This is a genomic window from Sinimarinibacterium flocculans, from assembly GCF_003201205.1.
Classification (GTDB): Bacteria; Pseudomonadota; Gammaproteobacteria; order Nevskiales; family Nevskiaceae; genus Solimonas; species Solimonas flocculans.
Genome location: NZ_QICN01000004.1, coordinates 235981 through 248029, shown reverse-complemented (window position 1 = coordinate 248029; position 12049 = coordinate 235981). Strand labels below are relative to the sequence as shown.

At 68.3% G+C, this 12049-nt stretch carries 9 protein-coding genes; 3 read left to right on the top strand and 6 right to left on the bottom strand.

The window, feature by feature from the left end; translation table 11 throughout:
- Positions 1–69: 69 nt before the first annotated feature.
- From acnD to prpB, 3 genes are all read right to left on the bottom strand, one after another.
- Complete coding sequence (acnD, locus tag C8D93_RS09850) at positions 70–2679, bottom strand: Fe/S-dependent 2-methylisocitrate dehydratase AcnD (protein WP_110265009.1); 2610 nt, start codon at positions 2677–2679, stop codon at positions 70–72.
- A gap of 100 nt (positions 2680–2779) precedes the next feature.
- Positions 2780–3937: a bifunctional 2-methylcitrate synthase/citrate synthase gene (gene prpC / locus C8D93_RS09845; RefSeq protein ID WP_110265008.1), complete on the bottom strand. Its 1158-nt coding sequence runs from the start codon at positions 3935–3937 to the stop codon at positions 2780–2782.
- An 18-nt stretch (positions 3938–3955) separates the two neighbouring features.
- On the bottom strand, positions 3956–4846 hold the full coding sequence (gene prpB, locus C8D93_RS09840; protein WP_110265007.1) for a methylisocitrate lyase: 891 nt from the start codon (positions 4844–4846) through the stop codon (positions 3956–3958).
- A gap of 136 nt (positions 4847–4982) precedes the next feature.
- Between prpB and C8D93_RS09835 the strand changes: the two genes are divergently transcribed.
- Entirely contained in the window at positions 4983–6284 is a 1302-nt protein-coding gene (locus C8D93_RS09835; RefSeq protein ID WP_110265006.1) for a citrate synthase family protein, read from the top strand.
- Here the strand turns inward: C8D93_RS09835 and C8D93_RS09830 are convergent.
- Complete coding sequence (locus C8D93_RS09830; protein WP_110265005.1) at positions 6268–7767, bottom strand: flavin-containing monooxygenase; 1500 nt, start codon at positions 7765–7767, stop codon at positions 6268–6270. The two genes, C8D93_RS09835 and C8D93_RS09830, sit on opposite strands and share 17 nt — an antisense overlap.
- Before the next feature lie 131 nt (positions 7768–7898).
- Between C8D93_RS09830 and C8D93_RS09825 the strand changes: the two genes are divergently transcribed.
- The gene (locus C8D93_RS09825; RefSeq protein ID WP_211307287.1) at positions 7899–8930 is read left to right on the top strand and encodes an AraC family transcriptional regulator; all 1032 of its coding nucleotides are present in this window, start codon (positions 7899–7901) and stop codon (positions 8928–8930) included.
- A gap of 173 nt (positions 8931–9103) precedes the next feature.
- Here the strand turns inward: C8D93_RS09825 and C8D93_RS09820 are convergent, their stop codons facing one another.
- Both C8D93_RS09820 and C8D93_RS09815 read right to left on the bottom strand, forming a co-directional pair.
- Positions 9104–9646 carry a glutathione peroxidase gene (locus tag C8D93_RS09820; RefSeq protein WP_110265003.1) on the bottom strand — a complete coding sequence of 181 codons (543 nt, stop codon included), beginning with the start codon at positions 9644–9646 and terminating at the stop codon, positions 9104–9106.
- A gap of 14 nt (positions 9647–9660) precedes the next feature.
- A complete protein-coding gene (locus C8D93_RS09815) occupies positions 9661–9915 on the bottom strand; it encodes a GlsB/YeaQ/YmgE family stress response membrane protein (protein WP_110265002.1) in 255 nt (84 codons plus the stop codon).
- 141 nt (positions 9916–10056) lie between these two features.
- On the opposite strand from C8D93_RS09815, the gene C8D93_RS09810 reads away from it, so the two are divergent.
- Complete coding sequence (locus C8D93_RS09810) at positions 10057–12033, top strand: alpha/beta hydrolase family protein (protein ID WP_110265001.1); 1977 nt, start codon at positions 10057–10059, stop codon at positions 12031–12033.
- Positions 12034–12049: the final 16 nt, after the last annotated feature.

Genomic DNA, 12049 nt, shown 5'->3' with positions numbered 1-12049 from the left:
CCAGCGCGCGCAGGCTGACGGCATGGATCAATACCGTGCGCGAGCGGCTGCGCTGCCTGATTCAGCCGCTCAGGCCGCCTTCGACGACTCGAGGAAGTCCTGGGCGAAGCGCTGCAGCACGCCGCCGGCCTCGTAGATCGAGACTTCCTCGTCCGAGTCGAGGCGGCAGGTCACCGGCACCTCGACCGTGTCGCCGTTGCGGCGATGGACGACCAGGGTGAGATCGGCGCGCGGCCGGCGCGCGCCGATCACATCGTAGGTCTCGGTGCCGTCGAGCTGCAGCGTGAGCCGCGTCGTGCCCGGCTTGAACTCCAGCGGCAGCACGCCCATGCCGATGAGATTGGTGCGATGGATGCGCTCGAAGCCCTCGGCGACGATCGCCTCGACGCCGGCCAGGCGCACGCCCTTGGCGGCCCAATCGCGCGACGAGCCCTGACCGTAGTCGGCGCCGGCGATGATGATCAGCGGCTGCTTGCGCTCCATGTAGGTTTCGATCGCCTCCCACATGCGCATCACCTGGCCGTCCGGCTCCACGCGTGCGAGCGACCCCTGCTTGACCTTGCCGTCGACGACGGCCATCTCGTTGACCAGCTTGGGGTTGGCGAAGGTCGCACGCTGCGCCGTCAGGTGGTCGCCGCGATGGGTCGCATAGGAGTTGAAGTCCTCTTCCGGCAGGCCCATCTTGTGCAGATACTCGCCAGCCGCGCTGTCGAGCAGGATCGCGTTCGACGGCGACAGGTGGTCGGTGGTGATGTTGTCCGGCAGCAGCGCCAGCGGCCGCAGCCCCTTGAGCGTCCGTTCGCCGGCGAGCGCGCCTTCCCAGTACGGCGGACGGCGGATGTAGGTGCTCTGCGGGCGCCAGTCGTACAGCGGGCTGATCGTCCGGTCCTCGACGACCTTGAAGTTGAACATCGGCTCGTAGACCTGGCGGAAATGCTCGGGCTTGACGTTGGCGCGGACGATCGCGTCGATCTCCTCGTCGCTCGGCCACAGGTCCTTGAGCGTCACCGGCTTGCCGTCGGCATCGACGCCGAGCGCATCCTTCTCGATGTCGAAGCGGATCGAACCGGCGATCGCGTAGGCCACGACCAGCGGCGGCGAGGCCAGGAACGCCTGCTTGGCATAGGGATGGATGCGGCCGTCGAAGTTGCGGTTGCCCGAAAGCACGGCGACCGAGTACAGGTCGCGGTCGATGATTTCCTGCTGGATCTTCGGGTCGAGCGCGCCGGACATGCCGTTGCAGGTCGTGCAGGCGAAGGCGACGACGCCGAAGCCGAGCTGCTCGAGTTCCGACAGCAGCCCCGCGTCCTCCAGATACAGCTGAACCGCCTTGGAACCGGGGGCCAGCGAGGTCTTCACCCAGGGCTTGCGCACAAGACCCAGCGCGTTGGCCTTCTTGGCCAGCAGGCCGGCGGCGATGACGTTGCGCGGGTTCGAGGTGTTGGTGCACGAGGTGATTGCCGCGATGATCACCGCGCCATCCGGCATCCGCCCCTGCCAGTCGTTCAGGTCGGGCAGCTCCCAGGCGGCGGCGATACCGCGCTCGGCCAGCGCGCTCGTCGGCAGGCGCTTGTGCGGATTCGACGGCCCGGCGAGATTGCGCACCACCGACGACAGGTCGAACCGGAGCACGCGCTCGTACTCGGCGGTCTTCAGCGCATCGGCCCACAGGCCGGTGTGCCGGGCGTAGGTCTCGACCAGACGGACCTGCTGATCGTCGCGCCCGGTGAGCTTGAGGTAGTCGATCGTCTGCTCGTCGATGAAGAACATCGCCGCGGTCGCGCCGTACTCGGGCGCCATGTTCGAGATGGTGGCGCGATCGCCGAGCGTCAGCGCGCTCGCCCCCTCGCCGCGGAACTCCAGGTACGCGCCGACGACGCGCTCCTTGCGCAGGAACTCGGTCAGCGCCAGCACCACGTCGGTCGCGGTGATCCCCGGCTGCGGACGGCCGCTCAGCTCGACGCCGACGATGTCCGGCAGACGCATCCACGAGGCGCGGCCGAGCATCACGTTCTCAGCCTCCAGCCCGCCGACGCCCACGGCGATCACGCCGAGCGCGTCCACGTGCGGGGTATGACTGTCGGTGCCGACGCAGGTGTCGGGAAACGCGACGCCGTCGCGCACGTAGATCACCGGGCTCATCCGCTCCAGGTTGATCTGGTGCATGATGCCGTTGCCCGGCGGGATCACGTCGACGTTCTTGAACGCCTTCTTGGTCCAGTTGATGAAATGGAAGCGATCGTCATTGCGGCGGTCCTCGACGGCGCGGTTCTTCTCGAAGGCATCCTTCTCGAATCCGGCGTGCTCGACCGCCAGCGAATGGTCGACGATGAGCTGCACCGGCACCACCGGATTGACCGCCGCCGGATCGCCACCCTTGTCGGCGATGGCGTCGCGCAGGCCCGCCAGATCGACCAGCGCGGTCTGCCCGAGGATGTCGTGGCACACCACGCGCGCCGGGAACCAGGGAAAGTCGAGGTCGCGCTTGCGCTCGATCAGCTGTCCGAGATAGGCGTCGATCTTCGCCGGATCGGCCTTGCGCACGATGTTCTCGGCGTGCACGCGGGCCGTGTACGGCAGCCGGTCCCAGGCGCCGGGAGACAGTGCCTCGACCGCCTCGCGGGCGTCGAAGTAGTCGAGCGGCGTGCCGGGCAGATTCTTGCGGTGTGCGGTGTTCATGGCGGTGACTCAGATGGCTGTGTTCGGCGCTGCGGCGGGCACTTCGTGACGCTGGGAGCCCCGCGCCCTGGCACGGGGCTCCTCCAAGCGACTCACTGCCTTACTTGCGATCCTTGATCGGCACGAACTTCTGGTCCTCCGGACCGGTGTAGTTCGCACTCGGACGGATGATCTTGCCGTCGATGCGCTGCTCGATGACGTGCGCGCTCCAGCCGGCGGTGCGCGCGATCACGAACAGCGGCGTGAACATGTCGGTCGGCACGCCCATCATGTGGTAGCTCACCGCGCTGAACCAGTCGAGGTTCGGGAACATCTTCTTGATGTCCCACATCACCGTCTCGAGGCGCTCGGCGATGTCGTACATCTTCATGTTGTTCTGCTCGGCCGACAGCTCCTTGGCCACCTGCTTGATCACCTTGTTGCGCGGATCGCTGACGGTGTAGACCGGGTGGCCGAAGCCGATGACGACTTCCTTCTTCTCGACACGCGCCTTGATGTCGGCTTCCGCCTCGTCCGGGTTGTCGTAGCGCTTCTGGATCTCGAAGGCGACCTCGTTGGCGCCGCCGTGCTTGGGGCCGCGCAGGGCGCCGATGCCGCCGCAGATCGCCGAGTACATGTCCGAGCCGGTACCGGCGACGACGCGCGACGTGAACGTGGAGGCGTTGAACTCGTGCTCCGCGTAGAGGATCAGCGAGGTGTGCATCGCCCGCACCCAGCTCTCGCGCGGCTTCTCGCCGTGCAGCAGGTGCAGGAAGTGCCCGCCGATCGAGTCGTCATCCGTCTCGACGTCGATGATGTTGCCGTTGTAGGCGTAGTGGTACCAGTACAGCAGCATCGAGCCGAGCGAAGCCATCAGTTTGTCGGCGATGTCGCGCGCGCCCGGATGGTTGTGGTCGTCCTTCTCCGGCTTGACGCAGCCGAGCACCGAGACACCCGTGCGCATGACGTCCATCGGATGCGCCGACGGCGGCAACTGTTCCAGCGCGGTCTTCACCGCGGCCGGCAGGCCGCGCAGCGCCTTGAGCTTGGCCTTGTAGGCGGCAAGCTCCGCCGTGGTCGGCAGCTTGCCGTGCACCAGCAGGTGCGCGATCTCCTCGAATTCGCTCGTCGTCGCGAGATCGAGAATGTCGTAGCCGCGGTAGTGCAGGTCATTGCCGCTGCGACCCACGGTGCACAGCGCGGTGTTACCGGCGGCGGTGCCGGACAGGGCAACGGACTTCTTCGGCTTGAAGGTCGGGGTGGTCGGGGTTTCGCTCATAGGATCTTCTCCTTCAGTTCACTTGTTCTTGCCCTGGGCAAACAGCGAGTCCAGCTTGTCTTCATAGGCGTGGTAGCCAAGATACTTGTAGAGATCGGCACGCGACTGCATCGTCGGCACGACATTCTTCTGCGTACCTTCGCGACGCGTGGTCTCGTAGAAATTCAGCGCCGCGGCATTCATCGCACGATACGCGCCGCAGCAGTACAGCGCGATGTCGACGCCCGCGTCGCGCAGCTCATCCACATGGAAGAACGGCGTCGAACCGAACTCGGTGAGGTTGGCGAGAATCGGCACCTTCACGGCCGCCTTGAACTTGCGGTAGTCATCCAGCGTGTTCATCGCCTCGGGGAAGATCATGTCAGCGCCGGCCTCGACGTAGGAGATCCCGCGCTCGATCGCCGAGTCGATGCCTTCGACGGCGGCGGCGTCGGTGCGCGCCATGATGACGAACTGTGCATCGGTCTTGGCGTCGACGGCGGCTTTGACGCGATCGACCATCTCTTCCTTCGACACCACTTCCTTGCCGGGACGGTGGCCGCAGCGCTTCTGGCCGACCTGATCCTCGATGTGCACTGCCGCGACGCCGGCCTTGATGCAGCTCTTGATCGTGCGCGCGATGTTGAACGCACCGCCCCAGCCGGTATCGATATCGATCATCAGCGGCAGCGAGCAGGCGTTGGTGATGCGATTGGCATCGGTCAGCACATCTTCCATCGTGCTGATACCCAGGTCCGGAATGCCGAGCGAGTTGGCGGCGACGCCACCTCCGGACAGATACACCGCCTTGTAGCCGACGGCCTCAGCCATCTTCGCGGCATAGGCAGTGATCGCGCCGACGACCTGCAGCGGCTTCTCGGCGGCGACGGCTGCGCGAAACCTGGATCCGGCGGAAGAAAGCGAGCTCATCTTGGGAAACCTCCTGGGTTCTTGGCCTCGGGGCCCGGCGGCGCCTGGATGGGGTCCCGACCCGCCATGATGGGCCGCAATGGTGTCACCCCGCGATCTATTGATCAATCTTGATTACCTGGATCAATATATCGGCATGGATGCTCCGAACTCCCCCACCCGCGCCGGCGACTATGTGAGCGCCCGAGAGGCCGCCAGCCGGCTCGGCGTCAGCCTGGCCACCCTCTACGCCTATGTAAGCCGCGGGCAGATCCACTCGCGACCGGGCGACGAAGCGCGTAAACGCCTGTACCGCGCGCAGGACATCGAACGCCTGATGGCGCGCCGCGAGTCCGGGCACAGCGCGGCGCAGGGCGCCGCACACAGCCTGGCCTGGGGTCTTCCCGTGCTGGAGACGCGGGTTTCGCTGATCCGCGCCGAAGGCCACTACTACCGCGGCCGCGCCGTCGCCGATCTGGTCGCCGAAGGACTGACACTCGAAGACGTGGCCCGCCTGCTTTGGGATTGCGGCGAGCACGATCCGTTCGCGGTACCGCCACCGGCAGCGTGGCCGGCGCCGGTGCGCGCGCTGCTGCGCGACGGCGATCTGCGTGCGCTGGAGCGCACCGCCGCCGCATTGCCGCTGCTGGCGCTCGGTTCGGTCGGCGACCTGTCGCCGGACCCGCGCCGCCGTCGCGAAAGCGCGGCCAGGCTGCTGCGGCAGACCACCGCGCTGCTCGCCGGCGTCACGCCCGATCCGCGCCCCGCGCACGAACTGCTGACGCGGCTCTGGCGGCCGGGCGACGCCGATCTCGCCGAACTGATCCGTACCGCCCTGGTGCTGTGCGCGGATCACGAACTCAACGCCTCGGCCTTCGCCGCCCGCGTGGTCGCTTCGACCGGCGCGAGCCTCAATGGCGCGGTGGCCGCTGGACTGGCCGCGCTGCTCGGCCCTGCGCACGGCGGCGCGACCGCGCGTGCCTACGACTTCATCCAGGATGCACTGCGCGCGGAATCGCCGCAGCGACACGTGATCGCCTGCCTGCAGCGCGGCGAGAGCCTGCCGACCTTCGGCCACCCGCTGTACCCGTCGGGCGATCCGCGCGCGCGGCTGCTGCTGGACAGGCTCGACGCCGTGCGCCCTCGCCCGCCCCGGCTCGCCCGCATCCACCGGTTGCTGGCGGCGGCCGAGGAGGCCACGGGCCAGGCGCCGAGTACCGACTTCGCGCTGGCCGCGCTCGCGGACGTCTACGAGCTGGGCACCGAAGGCGGGCTGATCCTGTTCGCCGCCGGCCGCGTCGCCGGCTGGCTCGCGCATGCCCTCGAGCAACAGGCCGGCGGCGCCCTGATCCGGCCGCGTGCCAGCTATGTCGGCGTGGCGCCGCCGACGCCGCCCGATACGGCGGACGCGGCGGCAGGCCGTCCCCGCCGCCGCAGAGGCTTCACGCCGCAGCCTTGAGCGGGTCTGCGCCGGCCGACACCTGCGCCGGTGCGAACTCGAGGAACTCGTCCTCGATCGGGCCGTCGAGCAGCATGCGCTTGTCGCGACCGTAGTGGTGCAGGACCCGCCACGGCAGGTCGCCGCCCTGACGCGGCAGCTGGTCGGCGGCGCGGCGCACATAGCCCGAGCTCAGCGAACCGAGGATCGTCTGGTCGGCCTCGACCATGTCGTCGGGTGCCCGCGGCGTGACCACGGCATAGCCCTTGCGGTCCATGTGGTTCAGCAGGCGGCAGACGTACTTGCAGGCAATGTCCGCCTTCAGCGTCCACGGCGCGTTGGTGTAGCCGACGATGAACGCCATGTTCGGCACGTTCTGCAGCAGCACGGCCTTGTAGGTCATGACGCTGCTGGGCGGTGCGACATGACCGTCGACGCTCACCTCGGCGCCGCCGAACAGCTGCACCTGCAGCCCGGTGGCGGTGACGATGATGTCGGCATCCAGGTGCTTGCCGGACTTGAGCTGGATGCCGGTCTCGGTGAAGGTCTCGATATGGTCGGTCACCACGTCGACACGACCCTTGCGGATCTCGGCGAACAGGTCGGCATCGGGGACGGCGCACAGGCGCTCCTCCCACGGCATGTAGCGCGGCGTGAAGTGCGACATGTCGTAGCCGTCGCCGAGCTGCTTCTTCACGCCGTTGATCAGGAATTTGCGCATCGCCTGCGGCCAGCGCATCGACGCCAGGTACAGCGCGCGCTGGATCAGGATGTTGCGCTTGCGTGCCAGCCCGAACACCCATCGGGCCGGCAGCACCTTCTTGAGCACTTCCGAGAGCTTGTCCCAGTTGGGGATCGAGAAGATGTAGCTCGGCGAGCGCTGCAGCATCGTCACGTGACCCGCACCGCCGATGGCCATCGACGGCACCAGCGTCACTGCGGTGGCGCCGCTGCCGATGACGACGACCTTCTTGCCGCGATAGTCGAGTTCCTCCGGCCAGTGCTGCGGATGAATCCGCTGCCCCTTGAAACGATCCTCGCCCGGGAAGCTCGGCAGATAGCCTTTGTCGTAGTTGTAGTAGCCGGTGGCGCCGAGCAGGACCCTGGTATGGAACACCCGGGTCTCGCCGCTGGCCTCGTGCAGCGTGCGCACGGTCCAGCGCTGCTCGCTGCTCGACCACTCGGCATGCGTCATCTTCAGACCGAACTCGATCTTCTTGTCGACGCCGTACTCGCGCGCGGTGTCGGCGATGTACTGGCGGATCACCGGACCGTCGCCCATGACCTTGAGCTGCTGCCACGGCCGGAACTCGAAGCCGAAGCAGAACATGTCCGTATCGGAGCGGATGCCGGGATAGCGGAACAGGTCCCAGGTGCCGCCGATGGCGTTGCGACGCTCGAGAATGCCGACCTTCTTGGTCGGGCACTCGCGTGCCAAATGGCAGGCGGCACCGATGCCGGACAGGCCGGCGCCGATGATCAGGACGTCGTAATGCTGCGTCATGCGTTTCTCCTCGCGAACTATGGCCGCTGTCGTACACGACTACGGTCGATGATCGCCGCAGTCTGGACAATACCCGTTCGGGTGGCTTGACTCGACGGGACAAAGTCTGGACTTTGCGGGACATGACGGCGATGGTTCGAGCCAGTGGCCTGCGCGGTTACCGCACGCTGATGCATGCGCTCGGCGCCGATGCGGACGCCATGCTGCGACGCTATCGCATCGCCGCGGAACTGCTCGACGACGACGACGACGCGCTGCTGCCGCTGCGCTCGGCGGCCCTGCTGCTCGAATCCAGTGCGGCCACGACCGGCTGCGCGGACTTCGGCCTGCGCCTGGCGCAGATCCAGGACATCTCCGTGCTCGGCCCGGTGGCCATCGCGATGCAGAACGCTCCGACAGTCGCCGGCGCGATCGACATCGCCTCGCGCTACCTGTTCGTCCACAGCCCCGGTATGGCGCTGTCCGTGCACGCCCGCAGCGCCCTGGTGCCGGACGCCGTCGAGGTGCGTTTCGAGCTGTCCGTTTCCGGCCTCGCGTCGCTGCGGCAGACCTTCGACGTCTGCCTGGGCGACGTGCATCGCATGATCGCGCTGCTCGCGGGACCGCACTACGAGCTGCGCAGCGTCGCGCTGCCGCACGCGCCGATCGCGCCGCTGTCGACCTATGCCCGCTTCTACGGCGCCCCCGTGCTCCCGGCACAGCCGCACGGCGGCCTGCACATTGCCCATGCCACCTTCGATGCCGGGCTGCAGGACGTGAACGCGGCGCTGCGACAGCTCGCCGAGAACTATCTCGCCTTGAACTTCAACGATCCCGGGCAGACCGTCACGGGGCGCGTGCGCCAGGCGTTGCGCCGCACGCTGGGCACCCCGGAGAACAGCCGCGCCGGCATCGCGCAGCTGCTGGGGCTGCACCCGCGCACCCTGCAGCGACGGCTGGACGCGGAACACACCAGCTTCGACGCGCTGCGCGAGGAGGTGCGCCGCGAAACCGCGCTGCGCAACCTGTGCGAGACCCGCATCCCGCTCAGCCAGCTCGCCGGCCTGCTCGGCCTGTCGGAGCAGTCGGCGCTGACGCGCTGCTGCCGCCGCTGGTTCGGCACCACGCCGTCCGCACTGCGACGGCGTGCAGCGGCGTCCCCTTCGGTGCCGCTACACCCCTGAACCCGGCCACCAGGAGCCTGGGCGGCAGAAACGCGCGCGGCTGCGACTTCGCCATTTCGGCCATCTTCCGCGCTGCTTCTCGGCCAATAGTCCCTGCTATTGGCCTCGAATCAACGCGAAACCTGTCTCGAAATGGCGTTGCCTCGCCTGCGCGGTTCCTGCCGTCCAGGCTCCTAGCGCGACAACTCCGCGTCGAGCACGGCCAGCAGTGCGGGATCGTCGGGCTTGGTGTCCGGCGAGAAGCGCGCGGCGACGCTGCCGTCGCGGGCGAGCACGAACTTCTCGAAGTTCCACAAGACTTCGGGCGCCGGGTTCGGCGTGATGCCATAGCCCTGCAGGTTCTTGCGCATGCCCTCGCTGTTGCGCGCCTCCGGCTGCGCCTGCGTCAGCGCCGCGTAGAGCGGATGCTTGTCGGCGCCGGTGACGACGATCTTCGAGAACATCGGGAAACTCACGTCGTACTTCGTCGAGCAGAAGCTGGCGATCTCGGCGTCGCTGCCCGGCTCCTGCCCTTTGAAATCGTTCGCCGGGAACCCCAGCACTTCGAGGCCCGCTGCACGCTTGTTCCGATACAGTGCCTCCAGCCCCTCGTACTGCGGCGTCAGGCCGCACTTGGAGGCCACGTTCACCACCAGCAGCACCTTGCCCTTGAAGTCGCCGAGGGTGGCCGGCTGGCCGTCGATGCGCTGGACCGGGATGTCCTGGATGTCTGCCACGTCGTCTTGCTCCGTCAGGTTTTCTTCTTGATCAGGCGATAGAGCACCAGCAGCACCACCGCACCTGCGGTCGCGACACCGATGCCCTGCAGCGTGAAGCCGTTGAAGCTGGCGATGCCCAGCTCCGTCCCCAGCCAGCCGCCGACGAAGGCGCCGGCGATGCCCAGCAGGATGGTGATGATCAGCCCGCCCGGGTCCTTGCCCGGCATCAGCGCCTTGGCCAGCAGGCCGGCCACCAGGCCCAGCACGATCCACGAGAGGATGCCCATCGCCACTCCTTGTCGTCGAGCGCCGCGTCTGCGCGGCCCGCCGACCATAGCGCAAAGCCGACCCGGCGTCCGCGATCCGGCCCTGCTTGCGCACCCGACAGACGCACGTACCATCGCAGCGGCAGTCTCCCGGAGATCGGCATGCGGCAGATGGGGTTCGCCTTGCTCGGCCTGTGGTTGTCGCATCACGCCGCGGCGGCGCTCCCGCCGGTGATGGATTTCGCGCGGCATGCGGAGTTCGGCGAAGTCGCGATCTCGCCGGACGGCCGCAGCCTTGCCGTCAGCGTCATCGACGCGCGCAGTCGCGGTATCGGCGTCATCGATCTCGACGACATGCGGCTGGCCTTCAGCGTGTCGCCCGGCGACGAGGAGCATGTCTTCGAACTCAACTGGGTCAGCGACCGGCGCCTGCTGGTGAGCCTGGCCAGCAGCCGCGGCTGGGGCAATGGTCCGGCACCCACCGGCGAGCTGATGGCGATCGACCGCGACGGCGGCAACGGCCGCTACCTCTACGGTGTACGCGGCGCGCGCGCCGAGACCAAGCACAACCCGGACCCGACGCGGCGCATGCGCCACGCGCGGCAGATCGCCGCCTGGCCGGATGCGGCGGACTTCGCGCTGATCCAGAGCTACAGCTACTACGAACCGGTGGGTGTGCAGTTCGCGTTCGTCGAACGCCTCGACGTCCGCAACGGCCGGACACGCTGGGCGGCGCAGGCGCCGTTGCGCGGCCCGGTGCGCTTCGTCGCCGACCGCGCCGGCCAGGTGCGCTATGCGCAGGGACGCGGCGACGCGCCGGGCGTGTTCCGCACCTTCCTGCACCATCCACGGGCGATGCGCTGGCGCGAACTGGACTCCGACGATCCGCTCGCGGACTTCGATCCGCTGACGGTCTCCGACGACGGCGGGACCGGCTATCTGCGGGTGCGGGAGCACGGCGACCGCTACTGCCTGGAGCGGCAGTCGCTCGCCGACCGGTCGCGCGAACGTCTCGCCTGCCACCCGCAGGCCGACCTTGCCGACATCCTCGTCTCGCCGACGACCGGCCACGCCGTTGCGGCGCGGTTCGATCCCGGCGTCCCCGAGATCCGCTGGCTCGGCACCGACGATCCGGACGAAGCCCTGCTGCGACGCGTCGCCGCACAACTCGCCGGCCACCGGATCGAGCTGACTTCGCGCTCGCGCGACGCCAGCCGCTTCGTGATCCAGGCATCGAGCGACACCGATCCGGGCCGCTTTTTCCTCTACGACCGCCCGACCGACAGCCTGCGCTTCCTGCTCGCGCGTCGCACCTGGATCGATCCGCAGGCGATGCCGCCCCGCCGCGTGGTGCACTGGCAGGCACGCGACGGCACCGCGCTGCGCGGCTACCTGACCGCGCCGCGCGCGGCCGACGGGACGGCGCTGCCGCTGGTGGTGATGCCGCACGGCGGGCCCTTCGACGTCCGCGACACCTGGGACTGGCAGGCCGAGCCTGCGCTGCTCGCCAGCCGTGGCTACGCCGTCTTCCAGCCGCAGTTCCGTGGATCGGCAGGCTTCGGCCGCGCGTTTCGCGATGCCGCGCGCCAGCAGCTCGGGACGCGGGTCATCGACGACATCACCGACGGCGTGCGCGCACTGATCGAACGCGGCGTCGCCGATCCCGCGCGCATCGGCCTGATGGGACACAGCTTCGGTGGCTATGCGGCACTGGCCAGCGCGGTGCGCGAGCCGGCCCTGTACCGCTGCATGGTCGGCATCGCCGGCATCTACGACCTGCGCCGCTATGCGCGCACAGTGCGCAGCCAGGCTGGCGCCGACGAGGCACGCTTCGTCGATGCTTTCGTCGGCGAGTCCGCCGAACTGCTCGATGCGCAATCGCCGATCCGCGCCATCGATGCGCTGCGCCTGCCGGTGATGCTGTTCCACGGCGGACGCGACGGCACCGTCGATCCGCGGGAAAGCCGGGCGCTGTACGCGGCGCTGCGGGATCGCGACATGCCGGTCACGCTGGAGATCCTCGACGACGAGGATCACTTCATCTTCGACGTGCGCACCCGCGAACGCATGTTCGCGGCGATCGTCGCGTTCTTCGAGCGGCATCTGCGCGAGCCGCCCACGAAAAAGGGCGCGGACTGACGTCCGCGCCCCGGGA

Coding starts and splice junctions, on each gene's coding strand:
- prpB (WP_110265007.1), bottom strand. CDS start 4,846: ATGAGCTCGCTTTCTTCCGCCGGATCCAGGTTTCGCGCAGCCGTCGCC.
- prpC (WP_110265008.1), bottom strand. CDS start 3,937: ATGAGCGAAACCCCGACCACCCCGACCTTCAAGCCGAAGAAGTCCGTT.
- C8D93_RS09830 (WP_110265005.1), bottom strand. CDS start 7,767: ATGACGCAGCATTACGACGTCCTGATCATCGGCGCCGGCCTGTCCGGC.
- acnD (WP_110265009.1), bottom strand. CDS start 2,679: ATGAACACCGCACACCGCAAGAATCTGCCCGGCACGCCGCTCGACTAC.
- C8D93_RS09835 (WP_110265006.1), top strand. CDS start 4,983: ATGGATGCTCCGAACTCCCCCACCCGCGCCGGCGACTATGTGAGCGCC.
- C8D93_RS09815 (WP_110265002.1), bottom strand. CDS start 9,915: ATGGGCATCCTCTCGTGGATCGTGCTGGGCCTGGTGGCCGGCCTGCTG.
- C8D93_RS09810 (WP_110265001.1), top strand. CDS start 10,057: ATGCGGCAGATGGGGTTCGCCTTGCTCGGCCTGTGGTTGTCGCATCAC.
- C8D93_RS09825 (WP_211307287.1), top strand. CDS start 7,899: ATGGTTCGAGCCAGTGGCCTGCGCGGTTACCGCACGCTGATGCATGCG.